This window comes from Ectothiorhodospira lacustris, from assembly GCF_022227785.1.
Classification (GTDB): Bacteria; Pseudomonadota; Gammaproteobacteria; order Ectothiorhodospirales; family Ectothiorhodospiraceae; genus Ectothiorhodospira; species Ectothiorhodospira lacustris.
In genome coordinates this window covers 21,286-40,927 of sequence record NZ_JAJNQM010000022.1, presented here as the reverse complement: position 1 = coordinate 40,927, position 19,642 = coordinate 21,286, and the positions used below count along the sequence as shown (strand labels likewise).

Annotated in this window: 17 protein-coding genes; 9 read left to right on the top strand and 8 right to left on the bottom strand. The window is 64.1% G+C overall.

Annotation, left to right across the window (positions count from 1 at the left end; translation table 11 throughout):
* Together LQ952_RS06310 and LQ952_RS06305 are read left to right on the top strand one after the other, a co-directional pair.
* A partial coding sequence (locus LQ952_RS06310) for a toxic anion resistance protein (protein ID WP_238621805.1) occupies positions 1 to 1,038 on the top strand: 1,038 nt, incomplete at its 5' end.
* A 407-nt stretch (positions 1,039 to 1,445) separates the two neighbouring features.
* A complete protein-coding gene (locus LQ952_RS06305; RefSeq protein ID WP_238621804.1) occupies positions 1,446 to 1,808 on the top strand; it encodes a hypothetical protein in 363 nt (120 codons plus the stop codon).
* 155 nt (positions 1,809 to 1,963) lie between these two features.
* Here the strand turns inward: LQ952_RS06305 and LQ952_RS06300 are convergent, their stop codons facing one another.
* A complete protein-coding gene (locus LQ952_RS06300; protein ID WP_430733413.1) occupies positions 1,964 to 2,977 on the bottom strand; it encodes a thioredoxin family protein in 1,014 nt (337 codons plus the stop codon).
* Positions 2,978 to 2,996: 19 nt separating this feature from the next.
* Entirely contained in the window at positions 2,997 to 4,280 is a 1,284-nt protein-coding gene (gene serS / locus LQ952_RS06295; RefSeq protein WP_238621803.1) for a serine--tRNA ligase, read from the bottom strand.
* A 139-nt stretch (positions 4,281 to 4,419) separates the two neighbouring features.
* Between serS and LQ952_RS06290 the strand changes: the two genes are divergently transcribed.
* From LQ952_RS06290 to LQ952_RS06265, 6 genes are all read left to right on the top strand, one after another.
* Positions 4,420 to 5,937, top strand: a complete 1,518-nt coding sequence (locus LQ952_RS06290) for an FAD-linked oxidase C-terminal domain-containing protein (protein WP_238621802.1) — start codon at positions 4,420 to 4,422, stop codon at positions 5,935 to 5,937.
* Between the two features lie 342 nt (positions 5,938 to 6,279).
* A complete protein-coding gene (locus tag LQ952_RS06285; RefSeq protein ID WP_347402053.1) occupies positions 6,280 to 8,259 on the top strand; it encodes a propionyl-CoA synthetase in 1,980 nt (659 codons plus the stop codon).
* A gap of 139 nt (positions 8,260 to 8,398) precedes the next feature.
* Positions 8,399 to 9,157, top strand: a complete 759-nt coding sequence (locus LQ952_RS06280) for a GntR family transcriptional regulator (RefSeq protein WP_238621800.1) — start codon at positions 8,399 to 8,401, stop codon at positions 9,155 to 9,157.
* Positions 9,158 to 9,193: 36 nt separating this feature from the next.
* The gene (gene prpB / locus LQ952_RS06275) at positions 9,194 to 10,078 is read left to right on the top strand and encodes a methylisocitrate lyase (RefSeq protein ID WP_238621799.1); all 885 of its coding nucleotides are present in this window, start codon (positions 9,194 to 9,196) and stop codon (positions 10,076 to 10,078) included.
* 17 nt (positions 10,079 to 10,095) lie between these two features.
* The gene (gene prpC / locus LQ952_RS06270; protein ID WP_238621798.1) at positions 10,096 to 11,250 is read left to right on the top strand and encodes a bifunctional 2-methylcitrate synthase/citrate synthase; all 1,155 of its coding nucleotides are present in this window, start codon (positions 10,096 to 10,098) and stop codon (positions 11,248 to 11,250) included.
* A gap of 121 nt (positions 11,251 to 11,371) precedes the next feature.
* Positions 11,372 to 12,334 carry an MBL fold metallo-hydrolase gene (locus tag LQ952_RS06265; RefSeq protein ID WP_238621797.1) on the top strand — a complete coding sequence of 321 codons (963 nt, stop codon included), beginning with the start codon at positions 11,372 to 11,374 and terminating at the stop codon, positions 12,332 to 12,334.
* Between the two features lie 120 nt (positions 12,335 to 12,454).
* On the opposite strand, the gene LQ952_RS06260 is transcribed toward LQ952_RS06265, so the two are convergent.
* From LQ952_RS06260 to LQ952_RS06235, 6 genes are all read right to left on the bottom strand, one after another.
* Positions 12,455 to 14,629 carry a malate synthase G gene (locus LQ952_RS06260; RefSeq protein ID WP_238621796.1) on the bottom strand — a complete coding sequence of 725 codons (2,175 nt, stop codon included), beginning with the start codon at positions 14,627 to 14,629 and terminating at the stop codon, positions 12,455 to 12,457.
* Between the two features lie 60 nt (positions 14,630 to 14,689).
* Entirely contained in the window at positions 14,690 to 15,208 is a 519-nt protein-coding gene (locus LQ952_RS06255; RefSeq protein ID WP_238621809.1) for a L,D-transpeptidase, read from the bottom strand.
* A 142-nt stretch (positions 15,209 to 15,350) separates the two neighbouring features.
* A complete protein-coding gene (gene purF, locus LQ952_RS06250; protein ID WP_238621795.1) occupies positions 15,351 to 16,859 on the bottom strand; it encodes an amidophosphoribosyltransferase in 1,509 nt (502 codons plus the stop codon).
* A gap of 42 nt (positions 16,860 to 16,901) precedes the next feature.
* A complete protein-coding gene (locus tag LQ952_RS06245; protein WP_238621808.1) occupies positions 16,902 to 17,396 on the bottom strand; it encodes a CvpA family protein in 495 nt (164 codons plus the stop codon).
* Between the two features lie 77 nt (positions 17,397 to 17,473).
* The gene (locus LQ952_RS06240; RefSeq protein ID WP_238621794.1) at positions 17,474 to 18,061 is read right to left on the bottom strand and encodes an SPOR domain-containing protein; all 588 of its coding nucleotides are present in this window, start codon (positions 18,059 to 18,061) and stop codon (positions 17,474 to 17,476) included.
* Between the two features lie 61 nt (positions 18,062 to 18,122).
* Entirely contained in the window at positions 18,123 to 18,635 is a 513-nt protein-coding gene (locus tag LQ952_RS06235; protein WP_238621793.1) for a GNAT family N-acetyltransferase, read from the bottom strand.
* Positions 18,636 to 18,772: 137 nt separating this feature from the next.
* Here LQ952_RS06235 and hpnC point away from each other — a divergent pair, with 137 nt between their 5' ends.
* Positions 18,773 to 19,642 carry a squalene synthase HpnC gene (gene hpnC / locus LQ952_RS06230; protein WP_238621792.1) on the top strand — a complete coding sequence of 290 codons (870 nt, stop codon included), beginning with the start codon at positions 18,773 to 18,775 and terminating at the stop codon, positions 19,640 to 19,642.

Sequence of the window (19,642 nt, the reverse complement as noted above, 5' to 3'; positions counted from 1 at the left end):
CAGATTGACCCCCGGCAACGCCGGGCTGTGGACGAGATGGGGCTGGACATACAGCGTCAGGCGGCCCATCGCAGCAAGTTGTTGCAGACCCCCATCCGCAAGCTGGCCCATCAGGGGGATGAGGGTGGGCCGGTGGCCCGTTCCCTGATCGATCTGCGTACCCGCATGCTGGAACTGGACCCCCGCAATCACAATCTGAGCCGTGAAGGGATCGGCCGCATCCTGGCCTTGATCCCCGGGGTCGGCACCCCCCTGCAGCGTTATTTCCACAGGTTCGAAACCGCCCAGGAGGCCCTGGACGCCATCATCAGGGACCTGGAGGCGGGCAGGGACATGCTGCACCGGGACAATCTCACCCTGAGCGATGACCAGCAGTCCCTGCGGGAGAGCCTGGTGCAGCTCCAGCGGCAGATCGCCCTGGGACGGATCATCGACCGCAAGCTGGCCGGCGAGGCCGCCACCCTGCCCCAGGACGCCGCCAAGCGCCGATTCCTGGAAGAGGAGCTGCTGTTTCCCCTGCGCCAGCGGCTCGTCGATCTGCAGCAACAACTGGCCGTCAGTCAGCAGGGCATCCTCGCCCTGGAGGTGGTGATCCGCAATAACCGGGAACTGATGCGGGGTGTTGACCGGGCCATCAATGTGACCGTCTCGGCGCTGAATGTGGCGGTGACGGTGGCCCTGGCCCTGGCCAATCAGCGGCTGGTGCTGGATCGGGTCGAGGCCCTCAACACCACCACCTCCAGCCTCATCGCCGGTACCGCCGAGGCCCTGCGAACCCAGGGGGTGGAGATCCAGAACCGGGCCGCCTCCACGGTGCTGGACATGGAGCAACTCGAATCCGCCTTTACCAACGTCATCGGCGCCATCGACGAAGTCTCCCGCTATCGCCGCGAGGCCCTGCCCAGGCTGGATGCCCAGATTGACCGTCTGGAGGCGCTGGCGGCCCAAGGGGATGCGGCGATCCGGCGCATGGACAAGGGTGACGGGATCGAGATGGACAAGGTGGTGGCCCGGCAGGGCGCAAATGATATCCCGTAGAGGGGCACAGCCTCGCACCGGGGCATTCCCACGTGCGCGGGAATCCAGCTTTGCCCGGCACCACCCGGCCGACCAGAAAGCCGTCATTCCCGCGCACGCGGGAATCCAGGCCAGGCCGGCAGTGACCAGCCAGGCGAGGCTCAGTCATTCCCGCGAACGCGGGAATCCAGGGGGGGTAGCTGTACTTGCCCTGCTCCCTATCCCGTCATTCCCGCGAACGCGGGAATCCAGTCAACTGTTGAAGGCTGAAAATCCTTGACTCCCGCTTTCGCGGGAGTGACAGCATGGGTAATACGGGAGTGACGGCATGGGTAGCGCCGGAGTGACGAAATATGCAGCGCGGGAATACCTGCGTCGGCGCGATGTCGTAGACTGGATTCCCCTCTCCCCTGCCCGCCTGGAACCCCATGCCTTCGAACCCGACCTCCGACCTGCCTGTCCACCACGCGGTGATCGCCTACTTCTGGGCGCCCTGGCATCTTCGCCGGATGCCGAGGGCCACGCCGGAAGACCGGATGGCTCGGGCCGTCTGGTGCCGGGATCACTGCGCCACCCTGGCGGGACGCTGGATCCTGCTGGGCTTTGCCCTGTGGATGATCCAGATTTCCCCGCTGGGCTTTGTGTTCGTGATCGGGGGCTGGCCGGTACTGGGCCTGCTGTTTCCGGTGACCTTCATGGTGGGCATCGGTCACCTGGTGGCCCATCTGGTGGCCCAGAAAAAGGCCGGACCACCGAAGATCGATCCGCCGGTGGAACGGGACGAGGAATGAGCGACCGAACCCGCCGCCGCCGTATCCCTAACTCTCATGAATCTTGGTGGCGATACACCCTCGATGATGAAGGACGGCCATAGGGGGGGTGTACCACGCCCTTCTCCCCCAAGGGGAGAAGGGCGTGTCTGTGACTGAACCCGGCTTCTTTCGCGTTAACGGTTGCGCCAGCGCTGGAATGAGGGGTATGCCTCGTAACCCCGGGTGAGCACATATTCCAGCACCGCCTGCAGGCGATGCAGGCGGATCACCGAGTCCACCCGCAGGACCTCCTCCCCCAATTCATCGAAGAACACCAAGGTGGGGGCATAGAACAGGTCCATCTCCTCGGCCCACTGTCGGGCCGTCAGGTGACGGCCATTGGGTGTCACCACCGGGGTGTCGGACCACATGTCCAGCTGCACCACATCGAACAGGGACAACAGTTTCAGCACCTCAGGATCACCCAGCGGCTCGGTGTGCAGCACGTCGCAGGCATGACATTCCCCCTGCTCGAAAAACACCACCAGGGGTCGTTCGGCCGCCACCTGCGAGCGGTCCAGCTGATGGGGAGGCGCACTGAAAAAGTCCCGATGATTAAGATCATCGGCATCAAAGCGCGGCGGCGGATCGGCCCGGGCCAGATAATCTCGGAAGCTCTCGCGCTGGTAGTGGGCGTCGGCCACGTATTCCAGCGCGGCACGGAAACGGTAGGGGGAATGGTAGCCCCGCAGGATGAAGACCGGCTCCCCTTCCAGATCATGGAAGAGGAAGGAGGGGGTAAAGTTCAGGCGCTGCCGGATGGCGAACTCCCGTTCCGTGAGTGACCGACCTTCCAGGGTGATCATGGTACGACTGCCCAGCACGTCCAGGGCCACCACCAGAAAGTGCCGACGGGTGTATTCGACGATGTCCGGCTGCTGGAAATTGACCTGGAACAGGGCCTCGCAGTAGGGACAGTCATCCATGCCCAGATAGACCACCAGCCCGCGCTTGCCCTCATCGCGGGCGGTCTGCAGGTCCTCGCCCAGGTCCAGGAACGACAGATGGAACCAGTCCGGGGCCTGCAGGCCGATGAGCCTGGGACGGTCATCGATCGGCGGCTGGTCGTCAGCGCAGACGACACCGGCCAGGATCAGGACCAGCCATCCGAGAATCAGTCGGGCAAGGCGGGATGACAGTCTCGGCACGGTTCAACCTCCAGCGGGATCAGGCCCCGGGATCAAGCACCGTCATGCCCCCCATGTAGGGCTGCAGGACCGACGGGATGTGAATGCGGCCCTGGGCATCCTGACCATTCTCCACCAGGGCCACCAGGGTGCGGCCCACGGCCAGACCCGAACCATTGAGGGTATGCAGCAGTTCCGGCTTGCCCGTCTCGGGGTTGCGGCAACGCGCCATCAGGCGCCGGGCCTGGAAATCCTCGAAGTTGGAACAGGAGGAAATCTCCCGATAGCAGTTCTGGGCCGGCAGCCACACCTCGATGTCGTAGGTCTTGGCCGCCGCAAAGCCCATGTCCCCGGTGCACAGGGCCATGACCCGGTAAGGCAACTCCAGCCGCTGCAGGATCGATTCCGCATGACCGGTCAGCGCCTCCAGGGCATCCCAGGACTCGCCGGGGCGCACCAGCTGCACCAGCTCCACCTTCTCGAACTGGTGCTGGCGGATCAGACCCCGGGTGTCCTTGCCGTAGGATCCGGCCTCGGAACGGAAACAGGGGGTGTGACAGACAAACCGGGCCGGCATGGCGTCGGCGTCCAAAATGCTGTCCCGGGCCAGGTTGGTCACCGGCACCTCTGCCGTGGGGATCAGGTAGTAACCGGGATCACCACCCATGCGGAACAGGTCGGCCTCGAACTTGGGCAATTGTCCGGTCCCCCGCAGGCTGTCCGCGTTCACCAGGTAGGGCACATAGACCTCCTGGTAGCCATGCTCCCGGGTATGCACGTCCAGCATGAACTGGATCAAAGCCCGGTGCAGGCGGGCCATGGGGCCGCGCAGTACCGCAAAGCGACTGCCGCTGAGCTTGGCAGCGGCCTCGAAATCCATCCAGCCCTGAGGGGCGCCCAGATCCACATGGTCCAGGGGCGTGAAGTCCAGACGTCGGGGCTCACCCCAGCGGCGCACTTCCTGATTCTGGGCCTCATCCCGTCCCACCGGCACGGATTCATGGGGCAGGTTGGGAATTCCCATCATGAAGTCGGACAGGGACTGCTGCAACTCCGCCAGACGGGCCTCGCAGGCCTTGAGTTCGTCCCCCAGTCGCCCCACCTCCGCTTTCAAAGGCTCGATATCCTCACCCCGGGCCTTGGCCTGACCGATGGACTTGGACCGGGTATTGCGCTCGTTCTGCAGTTCCTGGGTCCGTACCTGCAGGGCCTTGCGCTCGGACTCCATGTGGTTGAAGGCCTCCACATCCAGGGCAAAACCCCGGGTGGCCAGGCGGGCGGCAACGGTATCCAGGTCGGTACGGAGGGTCTTGGGATCGAGCATGAGGTCTGGGTCCGGGATTGAATGGACGGTTTGTTTTGGTCTCGGCGATGGTAGCACAGGGCCACCGCCGGTGATTGACCCGGGTGCGCGCCGGGTAGACACTCAGACCTGAATGCCCGGCAAGCGCAAGGAGTCCGCCATGGCTGACCATGATCCCGCTCGCGACCCGCTCTATCCCGACCCTCGGCGCCAGGTCTCCCCCCAGGAGCGAGACGCCCTGATTGCGGCCCTGGACCAGGTGCTCCCCAAGGACGCCCTGCTCCACCACGGGGAAGACCTGCGGCCGTACGAGTGCGACGGCCTGTCCGCCTATCGACGTCTGCCCCTGGCGGTGATCCTGCCCCATGATCTGGACCAGGCCCGGGCCGCCCTCGGCATCTGCCGGGAGCGAGGCATCCCGGTGACGGCCCGGGGCGCCGGCACCGGCCTGTCCGGCGGTGCCCTGCCCTTTCCCGACGGCGTGCTGCTGAGCCTGGCCCGCTTCAACCGCATCCTGGAACTGGACCCGAACCGCCGTATCGCCCGAGTCCAGCCCGGGGTCCGCAATCTGGCCATTTCCGAGGCTGCCGCACCCCATGGTCTCTACTATGCCCCCGATCCGTCTTCCCAAATCGCCTGCTCCATCGGCGGCAACGTGGCGGAAAACTCCGGCGGGGTGCACTGCCTGAAATACGGCCTGACGGTCCACAATGTGCTGGCCGTGCAGATGCTGACCATCGATGGTGAACTGCTCACCTTGGGTGGCGAGGCCCTGGACAGCCCGGGCTATGACCTGCTGGCCCTGGTCCACGGCTCCGAAGGCATGCTCGGCATCATTACCGAGGTCACGGTCAGGCTGCTGCCCAAACCGGAACGGGCACAGGTGCTGATGGCGGCCTTTGATGATGCCCAGAGCGCTGGCGAGGCGGTGGCCGGCCTGATCGGGGCCGGGATCATCCCCGGCGGCCTGGAAATGATGGACAACGACGCCATCCGGGCGGCGGAGGATTTCGTTCATGCGGGCTATCCGGTGGACGCCGCCGCCATCCTGCTCTGTGAGCTGGACGGCACCGAAGCGGAGGTCTCGGAACAGGTGATACAGGTACGCAACCTGCTGCTGGAAAGCGGCGCCACCGAGGTGCGCACGGCCCGGGACGAACAGGAACGCATGCGCTTCTGGGCCGGCCGCAAGGCCGCCTTCCCGGCGGTAGGCAGGATCTCCCCGGATTACTACTGCATGGACGGCACCATTCCCCGGCGCCATCTGGGTAAGGTCCTCGGGGGCATCGCCGAGCTATCCCGCGCCTACGGGCTGCGGGTGGCCAACGTCTTTCATGCCGGTGACGGCAACCTGCACCCGCTGATCCTGTTCGATGCCAATGTGTCCGGAGAGCTGGAAAAGGCCGAGGAACTGGGCGGGCAGATCCTGGAGCTGTGCGTGGAGGTGGGCGGCACCATCACCGGGGAGCACGGGGTGGGCATCGAAAAGATCAACCAGATGTGCGTGCAGTTCCAGCCGGCGGAGCTGACCCAATTTCATGCAGTCAAGGCGGCCTTTGACCCGAAAGGCCTGCTCAATCCGGGCAAAGCAGTGCCCACCCTGCATCGCTGCGCCGAATTCGGCGCCATGCACGTGCACCGCGGGCAGCTCCCCTTTCCCGATCTGCCTCGATTCTAGGACGCCGGCCAGCCGGCGCAATGCCCGGCCCCCCCCGGCAAAACGTTATCAATCGCCCGGCACACTGCCGGGGAGAGCGGGATTTTTTGCTTTTGAAGCCTGCAGGGAAAATACGGAACAAGCGCCTCTGCCCTCCCTCCCGCGCTCGCGGGAATCAATGATTTTCAGCCTGTTACCGGATCCCCGCGGGCGCGGGAATGACTGACTCAGAACATTCTGACCGACGCAGAACAGTCTAAAGGAATGACCTTAGTCCAAAACCTGCACCAGGATTGTTGACACTTTTCAAAAATCCTCTAAGGTCATGCCCTGACAAGATAACCACAAGCACCCCGGCCGAGGGTGCGGACACCACGATGCCGCGCAGACGCAGGCAGCACTACCCCCGCCTGGGGCACTAACAAGCAGGAGCGAGTCATGGGTTATGCAGAGGTTTACGCACGCGCAGTAAACGATCCCGAAGGCTTCTGGGCCGAGGCCGCGCAGGCACTCACCTGGTCCAAGCCGTTTGAGAAAGTGCTGGATGACAGTGCCGCCCCCTTCTACCGCTGGTTCGCCGGCGGGGAGATCAATACCTGTTATAACGCCGTGGACCGGCACGTGGAAAACGGCCGTGGTGAGCAGACGGCCATCATCTACGACAGCCCGGTCACGGACACCAAGCGCTGCATCAGCTTCCGCGAATTACAGGACCAGGTCGCACGCTTCGCCGGCGCCCTGGCCGACATGGGTGTGACCAAGGGTGACCGGGTCATCATCTACATGCCGATGGTGCCCGAGGCCCTGGTGGCCATGCTGGGCTGTGCCCGCCTGGGGGCGATCCACTCCGTGGTGTTCGGCGGTTTCTCTGCCCGAGAGCTGGCCACCCGCATTGACGACGCCACCCCCAAGGTGGTGGTGGCCGCCTCCTGCGGCATCGAACCCTCCCGGGTAGTGAAATACAAGCCGCTGCTGGACCAAGCCATCGAGATGTCCACCCACAAGCCTGAGCGGACCCTGATCCTGCAGCGTCCCCAGTCCCCCTGCGACCTGATCCCGGGACGGGACATGGACTGGACCGCGGCCATGGCCGCCGCGGCCCCTCATGACTGCGTCCCCGTCTCCGCCACCGACCCTATCTACATCCTGTACACCTCCGGCACCACCGGCAAGCCCAAGGGGGTGGTGCGTCACAACGGCGGTCATGCGGTGGCCCTTAACTGGAGCATGAAGCATATCTACGGCATGGAACCCGGCGAGGTGTTCTGGGCCGCCTCCGACGTGGGTTGGGTGGTGGGACACTCCTACATCGTCTATGGTCCCCTGCTCTACGGCTGCACCACGGTGGTCTACGAGGGCAAGCCGGTGGGCACCCCGGACCCCGGCGCCTTCTGGCGGGTGATCGAGGAATACAAGGTCTCGGTGATGTTCACCGCCCCCACCGCCTTCCGTGCCATCAAGAAGGAAGACCCCGGCGCCGAACACCTCAAGCGCTACAACCTGGATCAGTTCCGCGCCCTGTTCCTGGCCGGTGAGCGTTGCGATCCGGACACCCTGGAATGGGCACAGAAGATCCTGCAGCGTCCGGCCATCGACCACTGGTGGCAGACCGAGACCGGCTGGGCCATCGCCGGGAACTTCCTGGGGATCGAACAGCTGCCCATCAAGCCCGGTACCGCCGGCAAGCCCACCCCGGGTTATGACGTGCAGATCCTGGATGACAGCGGCAAGCCGGTATCCGCCGGAGAGATGGGGCGGATCATGATCAAGCTGCCCCTGCCACCTGCCTGTCTGCCCACCCTGTGGAACAACGACGCACGCTTCAAGGAGTCCTATCTCAGCGCCGAACCCGGTTACTACCTCACCGGAGACTCGGGCTACATGGACGAGGACGGTTTCCTGTACGTGATGGGGCGGATCGACGACACCATCAATGTGGCCGGGCATCGCCTGTCCACCGGTGCCATGGAAGAGGTGCTGGCCTCTCATCCGGCCGTGGCCGAATGTGCGGTCATCGCCGTGGCGGATGAACTCAAGGGCTCGCTGCCCATGGGTCTGGTGGTGATGAAATCGGGTGTGGACCAGGCCCCGGAGGCCCTGAGCAAGGAACTGGTGAATCTGGTACGCGAGCGCATCGGACCCGTGGCCGCCTTCAAGCTGGTGGCCGTGGTCAGCCGCCTGCCCAAGACCCGTTCGGGCAAGATCCTGCGGGCCATCATGCGCAAGATCGCCGACAACGAGGCCTATCAGACCCCGGCCACCATCGATGACCCGGCGATCCTGGACGAGATCCGGGAAAGCCTGAGCCGGATGGGATATGCAGAGGGTCGGGAAACGGCCTGAGGCAAAGCCCTTCTCCCCCCAGGGGGAGAAGGGCCTCTGGCTCCGGCAAACAGGGACAGGCGCAGATTGTCACCAGAAATACCACTTTATCTCCAGGAAAAGGCCTGATACCCTAATATTGTCAACAATCGGACGACATATGCCAGATTTCAACGACCAACTCGGGCAACAGGGCGTCACCTTGGCGGATCGGGTCTTCGCGCGCCTGCGCCAGGCCATCGTCGAGGGTGAGATCCCTTCGGGCACCAAGATCAGCGAACCGGAACTGGCCGGCGAATACGGCATCAGCCGTGGCCCGCTCAGGGATGCCATCGGTCGTCTGGAAGCCTGCCACCTGGTGGAACGTCGCCCCAATGTGGGTGCCCGGGTGGTCTCCCTCACCCAGGAAGACCTGCTGGAACTCTACCTGCTGCGAGAAGCCCTGGAGGGCATGGCCGCCCGTCTGGCCGCGGAGCGCATGTCCGGCCGGGACATCGATGAGCTGCGCAAGCTGCTCAAGCAGCACCAGGAACGGGCGGAACTGCAGGAAGGCATCGCCTATTTCCAGACCGAGGGCGATCTGGACTTTCATTACCGCATCATCAAGGCCAGCGGCAATGCCCGCCTGATCAAGCTGCTGTGCGACGACCTCTACCACCTGATGCGCATGTACCGTTTTCAGTTCGGCATGGCCAGCTCCCGGGCCCTGATCGCCTTTCGGGAACATGGCCACATCGTCGAGGCCATTGCCGACCGGGACCCGGAGATGGCAGAACTCATCATGCGCCGCCATATCCGCAGTTCACGGATCAACGTGGAACTGCTGTTTGACGAGAAGGCGCCCAAGGGAGCCAAGGCCACCCCGGCCATCCGCTCCGCCGGCGCCGGGAACAGCGCCGGCGCACCTCCGCCGCTCTGACCACCCCGCATCATCCCCTCAACACAAGGAGATCCAATGACCGAGCCATCCACGCCAGGCGCGCGTCTGCGTCGCGCCGTTGAAGAAGAGCACCCGCTGCAAGTGGTGGGCACCATCAATGCCTATCACGCGATGATGGCCGAACACGTGGGCTACCGGGCACTGTACCTGTCCGGTGGTGGTGTTGCCGCCGGCTCCCTGGCCCTGCCGGACCTGGGTATCAGCACCCTGCACGACGTGCTGGAAGACGTGCGCCGCATCACCTATGTGACCGATGTCCCCCTGCTGGTGGATGCGGATACCGGTTTTGGCCCCAGCGCCTTCAACATCGGGCGCACGGTCAAGGAACTGATCCGCGCCGGTGCTGCTGGCTGCCATATCGAGGACCAGGTGCAGGCCAAGCGTTGCGGCCATCGCCCCGGCAAGGCCATCGTCACCAAGGAAGAGATGGTGGACCGCATCAAGGCCGCTACCGACGCCCGTGACCGGGATTTCGTCATCATGGCCCGCACCGATGCCCTGGCCGTGGAAGGCATGGACTCCGCCATCGAACGGGCCGTGGCCTGCGTCGAGGCCGGCGCCGACATGATCTTCCCCGAGGCCATCAACACTCTGGAGCAGTACCAGCAGTTCGTAGACGCCGTCGGCGTCCCGGTACTGGCCAATATCACCGAGTTCGGCAGTACCCCCCTTTTCACCACTGAAGCGCTCAAGGGCGTGGGCGTGAGCCTGGTGCTCTACCCCCTGTCCGCGTTCCGCGCCATGAACAAGGCGGCCCTGAACGTGTTCGAGGCCATCCGCCGCGACGGCACCCAGCAGGGCGTCATCGATACCATGCAGACCCGCATGGAACTCTACGAGCACCTGGGCTACCACGCCTACGAAGAAAAACTGGACCAGCTATACCGCAAAGGCGGCTAAGACGGAGAATGATGAAAATGAGTGAGACCGAAATCGCCAAGCCCAAACCGAAAAAGTCGGTAGCCCTGTCGGGCACGACCGCCGGCAATACCGCCGTCTGCACCGTGGGCCGTACCGGCAACGACCTGCATTACCGGGGCTATGACATCCTGGACTTTGCCGATGAGGCGGAGTTCGAGGAAATTGCCCACCTGCTGATCCACGGCACCCTGCCCAATGCCGCCGAGTTGGCCCGCTACAAGGCCCGTCTGAAATCCATGCGCGGTCTGCCGGCCGCCCTGCAGAGCGCCCTGGAGCAGATTCCGCCCTCCGCCCACCCCATGGACGTGATGCGCACCGCCGTGTCCATGCTGGGCACCCTGGAGCCGGAAAAGGAAGACATGAACGTGGCCGGTGCCCGCCTGATCGCCGACCGCCTGTTGGCCTGCCTGGGTTCCGCCCTGCTCTACTGGTACCACTTTGCCCATAACGGCCGCTGCATCGACGTGGAGACCGATGACGACAGCGTGGGCGGTCACTTCCTGCACCTGATGCACGGCAGCACCCCACCCGAGGCATGGGTGCGGGCCATGCACACCTCACTGAACCTGTATGCGGAGCACGAGTTCAACGCCTCCACCTTCACTGCCCGCGTGGTGGCCGGTACCAACTCGGATATCTACTCCGCCATCACCGGCGCCGTCGGCGCACTGCGGGGTCCCAAGCACGGCGGTGCCAACGAGGCGGCCTGCGACATCCAGCAGCGCTATCACAACGCCGACGAGGCCGAAGCGGACATCCGCGAGCGCGTGGCCCGCAAGGAGATCGTGATCGGCTTCGGCCACCCGGTCTACACCATCAGCGACCCGCGCAACAAGGTCATCAAGGACGTGGCCCGCCGCCTGTCCGAGCAGGAGGGCTCCATGCGCATGTATGACGTGGCCGATCGCCTGGAAACGGTGATGTGGGACCTGAAGAAGATGTTTCCCAATCTGGACTGGTTCTCCGCCGTGTCCTACCACATGATGGGCATCCCCACCGCCCTGTTCACGCCGATCTTCGTCATTGCCCGTACCACCGGCTGGGCGGCTCACGTGATCGAGCAGCGTCAGGACGGCAAGATCATCCGTCCCAGCGCCAACTATGTCGGCCCGGAAAACCAGTCCTGGCTGCCCCTGGACAAGCGGGCCTGAGTCTGACGGTCCGGCAGTTCGGAAAGCCCCTCTTTCCCAGGTGGAAAGAGGGGCTTTTTTGTCGTGAGCCCTATTTTTTGTAGCCTGGGAACATCATCTCAATCACCCGAGGAGCCCTTTGATGAATCAACCTCACTTCCAGGACCTGGACCATGGCATCACCCTCATCGATGCCCAGGTGGTGCGCCCCGGTCTGGCCGCCAGCTATCTGATCGTGGAAAACGGCCGCGCCGCCTTCGTGGAGACGGGCACATCCCACTCCGTGCCGATGCTGCTCAAGGCGCTGGAACAAAAGGGTCTGTCACGGGAACAGGTGGACTACGTCATCCCCACCCATGTGCATCTGGACCATGCCGGTGGTGCCGGGACCCTGATGGAGCAGCTTCCCAATGCCGAACTGGTGATCCATCCCCGAGGTGCCCGGCACATGATCGATCCGTCCAAGCTCATTGCCGGTGCCACGGCGGTGTACGGTGAAGCGGTCATGGCGCGGGATTTCGGCACCATCCTGCCGATTCCGGAATCCCGAGTCATTCAGGCGGATGATGGTGGGAGTGTGTCGCTGAATGGCCGTGAACTGGTATTCCTGGACACCCCGGGACATGCCCGGCATCACTTCTGTGTGGTGGACGCAAAGGGCCGGGGCATCTACACCGGTGATACCTTCGGTATTGCCTATCGGGAACTGGATACCGAGCGCGGGGCCTTTGTGTACCCCACCACCACGCCGGTGCAATTCGAACCGGAGGCCCTGCATGCCTCGGTGGATCGACTGGTCGGCCAGGGGCTGGATTACATGTATCTGACCCATTTCGGACGGGTGGGCGGCGAGGAATTGAGCCGGCTGCAGACCGAGCAGCATGAGATGATCGAGGAATTTCTTGTGCTGGGTCGCGCCCACAGGAAGGATGGCGAAGGAAGGCACCAGGCCCTGTGCGATGGCATGATGGCCCTGTTCGTGAAACGACTGGCCGCCCATGGCTGCCGGCTGCCGGAATCCAGGATTCGGGAACTGCTGGCGATGGACGTGGAACTGAACGTGCAGGGGCTGGAGGTGTGGCTGGACAAGCAGCCGGCGGGGTAGATCGACCTCCCGGGTGCCCTGGGTCCGGCTTATTGCCGAAGGTCGGCCCCCCTCATCCCCGGCCCTTCTCCCCAGGGGGAGAAGGGAGAGGGGTTGGGGTGAGGGGAATCAGGGCTACGACTACCGCAGACCCTTCGCCTTGGCCTCAATGCGACGACGGTGCAGGACCGGCTCGGTATAGCCGTTGGGCTGCTCCCGACCACGGAACACCAGATCGCAAGCGGCCTGGAAGGCCACGGAAGCTTCGAAGTCCGGGGCCATGGGACGGTAGGCCGGATCGCCGGCATTCTGCTCATCCACCACACCGGCCATGCGCTTCAAGGTCTCCATCACCTGCGCTTCGGAGCAGATGCCGTGATGCAGCCAGTTGGCAATGTGCTGACTGGAAATGCGCAGGGTGGCCCGATCTTCCATCAGGCCCACGTTGTTGATGTCCGGCACCTTGGAACAGCCGATGCCCTGGTTGATCCAGCGCACCACATACCCCAGGATGCCCTGGGCATTGTTGTCCAGCTCCTGCTGGATCTCCTCGGCCGTCCAGGCGGGACCGGCTTCCACCGGAATGGTAAGGATGTCGTCCAGACCGGCGCGGCGTTGGCCCGCCAGCGACTCCTGCACCTGGGCCACGTTCACCTGGTGATAATGCAGAGCATGCAGGATGGCCGCCGTGGGGGATGGCACCCAGGCGGTGTTGGCACCGGCCTTGGGATGGGCCACCTTCTGCTGCAGCATCTGCGCCATCAGGTCCGGCATGGCCCACATGCCCTTGCCGATCTGGGCGCGGCCCTTGAGACCACAGGCCAGACCCACGTCCACGTTCCAGTCTTCATAGGCGGATAGCCAGCGGGCCGCCTTCATGGCGCCCTTGCGCATCATGGGGCCGGCCTCCATGGAGGTGTGCATCTCGTCGCCGGTGCGATCCAGGAAACCGGTATTGATGAAGACGATGCGTTCCTTCACGGCACGGATGCAGGCCTTGAGGTTCACCGTGGTGCGGCGCTCCTCGTCCATCACGCCCATCTTCAGGGTGTTGCGCTTCATGCCCAGGACATCTTCCACCCGGGCGAAAAGTTCGTCGGCAAACGCCACTTCCTCCGGGCCGTGCATCTTGGGCTTGACGATGTAGACCGAACCGCAGCGGGAGTTGTGCAGACCGTCGCCGCGCTTGAGATCGTGCAGGGCGATCAGACTGGTGAACATGGCGTCCAGGATGCCCTCGGGCACCGGGTTACCGTCCTGGTCCAGCACGGCGTCGATGGTCATCAGATGACCTACGTTGCGCACGAACATCAGGGAACGCCCCGGCAGGGTCAGGGTGCCGCCCTGGGGGCGGGTGTATTCCCGGTCCGGTTCCATGCGCCGGATCACTTCCCGGCCGGCCTTGTGGAAGCTGGCGGTGAGATCCCCTTTCATCAGGCCCAGCCAGTTGCGATAGACCACTACCTTGTCCTCGGCATCCACCGCGGCCACGGAGTCCTCGCAGTCCATGATGGTGGTGAGGGCCGCTTCCATAAGCAGGTCCTTGATGCCGGCACTGTCGGTCTTGCCGACCGTGCTGGCGGCATCGAACTGGATCTCGAAATGCAGATCATTGTGCCCCAGCAGGATGGCCTTGGGTGCCCCGGCATCGCCCTGGTAGCCGCGAAGCTGTGCCGGGTCCTTGAGTTCACTCAGGCTGCCGTCGGCCAGGGTGACTTGCAGAACGCCCTCCACCACGGCATAGCCCCGGGAACCCACATGACTGCCGCGGGCCAGGGGCGCAGCCTGATCCAGGAAGTCACGGGCAAAGGCGATGACCCTGTCGCCGCGCTTGGGATTGTAGCCAGTGCCGCGCTCGCAGCCATCATCTTCGCTCAGGGCGTCGGTGCCGTAGAGGGCATCATAGAGACTGCCCCAGCGGGCATTGGCGGCGTTCAGGGCGTAGCGAGCATTCATTACCGGCACCACCAGCTGGGGTCCGGCCTGGCGGGCGATCTCCGGGTCCACCTGTTCGGTGGTGACCTGGAAATCCTCCCCTTCCGGCTGCAGGTAGCCGATCTCGGTCAGGAAGGTCTTGTAGACCGCCATGTCCACCGCGCCGGGATGCTGGCGATGCCAGGCATCGATACGGGCCTGGAGATCATCCCGTTTGGCCAGCAGTTCGCGGTTTTTCGGCGCCAGCTCGTGGATGACGGCATCCAGACCGTTCCAGAAGGCATCGGCGGCCACACCCGTGCCGGGCAGCGCCTCGTTATTGATGAAGTCGTGCAGCTCCCGGGCAACCCGCAGGCGACCCGCTGAGACGTAATCATTCATGAAAGCTGTCCTCTGCTCGAAATTCAGGAGGGTGGGTCGTCAACACCCCACGCAACTCGACTACTGGATCACCACCAGCGAGCCGTCGGGCATCAAATCGTACAGTTCTATCACATCCCGGTTGGTCATGCGCACACAGCCCTCGGAAGCCGGGCGTCCGATCAGGCCTTCCTCATCGGTACCGTGGATATAGATGAACCGGGAGAAGGAATCGATCCCCTCCCCCCGATTGATGCCGTATTCCAGCCCTTCCAGCCACAGGATGCGGGTGGTGATGTTGTCCTCGGGGGTGCGCCGGGGGTCGGTGACGATCTCGGCGATGCGGCCGGTATCCACCCGCCCGCGGAACACGGTGCCCAGGGGCGCCTCATCGCCGATCTTCTGGCTGATCCGGTGCACGCCCAGAGGGGTCCGGTAGCTGCCCGCCTGGTTGCCGATGCCATGACGGGAGGTGGAAATGGGATATTCCCGCTGGATTCGCCCCTCCCTGACCACATAGAGACGCTGACTGGCCACGTTCACGATAGCCACCGGGTCCGCCATGAAGTATTCGGGAAAATCCGACTCCAGCCGTTCCATGACGGGCTGATACCAGGGCAGCACGATCTTGTCATCGTCATGCACGGGATCGGTCTCCTCCAGCGCCCAGGCCCCCACCGAATTCAAGGGAAACAGACACACACATACCCAGCATGCCAAGGCCAGGCACAGGCGTCTCATGTCAGGCGTTGTTGTGCAGATCCAGGTTGGCGTATTCGCGGTCCTTCTTCCGTTTTGCCAGATCATTGCGGCGTTGTTCCAGGTGTGTCAGGTAGTCGGGGCTGATCTGAGTGACGTATTCACCGGTGAATACGGAACAGTCAAACCGTTCCAGCCGTGGGTTGCCCTTGCGCACGGCGCCCATCAGGTCATCCAGATCCTGATAGATCAGGCGATCGGCCGCAATAGCCTCACAAACCTCGTTTTCGGTCCGCCCGTGGGCGATCAGTTCCTGGGCGGCGGGCATGTCGATGCCGTAGACGTTGGGGTAGCGCACCGGCGGTGCGGCGGAGGCGAAATAGACCTTCCTGGCCCCGGCCTCGCGGGCCATCATGACGATCTCCCGCGAGGTGGTGCCGCGGACAATGGAGTCATCCACCAGCAGCACGTTCTTGCCCTTGAACTCCAGGCCGATGGCGTTGAGTTTTTGGCGCACCGATTTTCTGCGCTGAGTCTGGCCCGGCATGATGAAGGTCCGGCCGATGTAACGATTCTTGATGAAGCCTTCCCGGTATTTCACATTCAGCTCATGGGCCATTTCGATGGCCACGGTGCGACCGGTATCCGGGATGGGGATGATCACGTCGATATCGTGATCCGGCCATTCCCGCAGGATCTTCTTGCCCAGGCGTGTCCCCATGCGCATGCGGGCCCGATGCACCACCACATCGTCCATCACCGAGTCGGGGCGGGCGAAGTAGACATACTCGAAAATGCAGGGAGACAGGACGGGATTCTCCACACACTGCTGCAGATGCACCGTGCCATCCATCTCGATGTAGATGGCCTCACCCGGTGCCAGGTCACGCACCAGCTCAAAGCCCAGGGTGTCCAGGGCCACGCTCTCGGAGGCCACCATGTATTCCGTACCCTCCTCCGTCTCCCGCCGGCCGTAGACCACCGGCCGGATGCCGTGGGGATCACGAAAGCCCAGGATGCCGCGCCCGCAGAACATGGCCACCACCCCATAGGCACCCTGGCAGCGCCGGTGCACACCGTTCACCGCCCGGAACAGGGCCTCGGGATTCAGGGACAGATTCTCCTGACGGATCAGTTCCTGGGCCAGGATGTTGAGCAGGATCTCGGAATCGGATTCCGTGTTGATGTGGCGCCGGTCCTGCAGGAACAGTTCGCGCTTGAGCTCGGCGGCATTGGTGAGATTGCCGTTATGCCCCAGGGTGATGCCGTAGGGGGAGTTTACATAGAAGGGCTGGGCCTCCGCCGAGGAAGCACTGCCGGCGGTGGGATAGCGCACATGGCCGATCCCCATGTTGCCGGTCAGACTGCGCATGTGCTGCTGAGTGAATACGTCCCGCACCAGGCCGTTGTCCTTGCGCAGATGAAGATGACCATCCTCGTCGCAGGTCACGATACCGGCAGCGTCCTGACCGCGATGCTGCAATACCAGGAGGGCGTCGTACAGCGCCTGATTGACGGGGCTGCGACCGACTATTCCGACTATCCCGCACATGGGGTGTGCCTCTTTGGTGATTCTGGGAAGACAGGGAGCTGATCAGCCCCCGAAAGAAAAGTGAGACGCCAGATCCGGTGGCAGATAATCGCGCAGCCAAAGGGCGATGCGCTCAAAGTGGGGAACCAGAAGGCTCTCCTGCCACCAGGGTTCCTGCGGAATCACCGTCAGGCCCATGAGCAGGATCACCACGGCCACGATCAGACCGCCGCGGGCCAGACCGAACACCGCACCGATGCTCCGGTCCGTCCCCGACAGGCCCGTCTTCTTGACCATCTGACCGGCCAGGACATTGACGATCCCGCCCACCAGCAAGGTAACGATGAACAGGATGGCAAAGGCAATGCCCAGCCGGAGGGTGGGATCTTCCAGACCGAACGGCAAATGCCCGGCCAGGACACCGGAATAAGCCAGGGAGACCCAGAAGGCCAGAATCCAGGTGGCCAGGGAGATGGCCTCCTTGACGAAGCCACGAAACAGGCTGATCACCGTAGAAACCGCCACGATACCCAGGATAACGAAATCGATCCAGATCATATTCACAGAGATGAAATTATCATGACGCGGAGTTTAACAGAGATTGGGGCGTTCATCGGCAACCGGATGGCGAGCCGTCAGGGATGGCTGACGACAATCCCTCTGAGTGAGTGTTCATCCTGAAGCCTGACCTGCAGGGACTGGGCGGCATGACGCTCCAGTTCCGGGCCCACCTTGACCCGGTAGAAGACGCGGCCATCGGCACTCGTGCGCTCCACGAAGGCCGGAAACCCTGCCTGGCGCAGCCGGTCCGCCTCGCCTCGCGCATTGGTTTCCTGACCGAAACTGCCCACCTGGACCACCCAGCCGCCGGCAACCGGTGTATTGGGGTCGGGAGAACGCACCGGAGTCGGACTGCGGGATTCCGCGGGCGGGGGTGGCGGCGGCGACGCCTCCGGCACGGACCGGGCCTGGGGCCGGACCTGAGGGGGAGGCGTAGAAGGCACCGGCGAGTCAACCGGCGACGGCGGGGCCATGGTGGCCGGGCGCCGCTCCTGGATCGGTGCCGGCACGGGGCGCTCAAAGAGCGGTTCCGGCGGCACCGGTTCAGACAGGCTCAGGCGTGCCTCCCGTCCAGCACCATCCAGCAGCATGGGAAGGAAGATGACGGCCAGGGCCACCAGCACGGCAGCCCCGACAAGGCGTTGTTTCAATGGTGTTTCCACGGCTTGGGCGTCCTCGGGCGGCAAGTATAAACCATTCCCCTCCCCAAGGCCCCCTTCCGCTTCAATCCCCCTCATCGAATTCACGTCGCCCCAGCCTCAGATGCATGAGCACACCGGCACGCCCCTGAGCATCCTCATGGCGATCCATGCCGTAGGGCATGAAGCCCTTCTCGTAGCACATGAGCAACGCCGGGACATCCTCGGTGGAGACCCGCACATGCATCTCCCGGCAACGCACCTCCCGAAAGGCGCAACCCATGAGATGGTCCAGCAGACGGGAGCCGATACCACGCCCCCTCAGATCGGCGCGTACCACCAGGTGCCCCACAAAACCCGCCGCCCCCGGCTCCAGGGATTCCAGGGTACCGAAGGCCACCACCTCGCCCCGATATTCCACCACCTGCGCGCGGGCACTGTCGGCAACCACCCTCTGCAGCCATTCCGGCGACACCGGATGGGCCGCGCCGGGAAATACCCAGTCCGCCTCACGGGCATCCTCCGGCAATTGAGTGATGACGCCCAGATCGCTCGACGACACAGGGCGGATGAGAAGACGCGATGGATCGTACTTCACGTTCGATGAAACCTCGTTGGTTTGGTCCGGCAGAGCCCTCCAGGATCCCGGCCCGGGGGCACGTCCCTCAGACGATAACGGTCGCTCCGGTGGCATGGTAGACTGACCCATTCCCACATTGCCTGCGACCCGACGCGATGCACGCCGTTTCACTCAGCACCCGGGAAGCCTATCGCGAATGCCTGCGGCAGGCCCACAGTCACTATGAAAACTTCCCGGTGGCCTCCAAGCTGGTGCCGGCCCGTCTGCGCGGACCCATCGCCGCCATCTACAGCTTTGCCCGCCGCGGCGACGATCTCGCCGACGAGGGGGAGCGCCCCGCCCCGGAACGCCTGGCCGCACTGGATGACTTGGCGGCCCGCCTGGATGCCGCGGTGGCGGGGACGCCGGATCCTGACCCGACCTTCATCGCCCTGGCCCATGCCATCCCCGCCCACGACCTGCCCCCATCGCTGTTCCACGATCTGCTGAATGCATTTCGCCAGGATGTCGTCAAGACCCGCTACGAGGACTTCGGCGAGCTGGTCCAGTACTGCCGCTGCTCCGCCAACCCGGTGGGCCGCCTGCTGCTTCACCTGAGCGGCGAGGCCGACGAGCGGCGCCTTGCCCTGTCCGATGCCGTCTGCACCAGCCTGCAGCTGATCAACTTCTATCAGGACCTGGCCCAGGACTATCACGAGATGGGGCGGATCTACATCCCCCGGGATGACATGGCGCGCTTTGGCGTCACCGAGGCCCATTTCCGCGACCGCATCACCGACCCGCCCTTTCGCAGCCTGATGCGCTACCAGTACCAGCGCGCCGACCAGCTGCTACGCAACGGCGCCCCTCTGGGCGGCCTGCTGAAGGGACGCATCGGCCTGGAGATCCGCCTCATCATTGTGGCCGGCGCCCGGGTCCTGTGGCACCTGCAACGCCAGCAGGACGACCTGTTTTCCCGACCTCGCCTGCGGGCCCGGGATTATCTGGTCATTCTGCGCGACGGCCTCATTCCCCGTCGCCGCTGA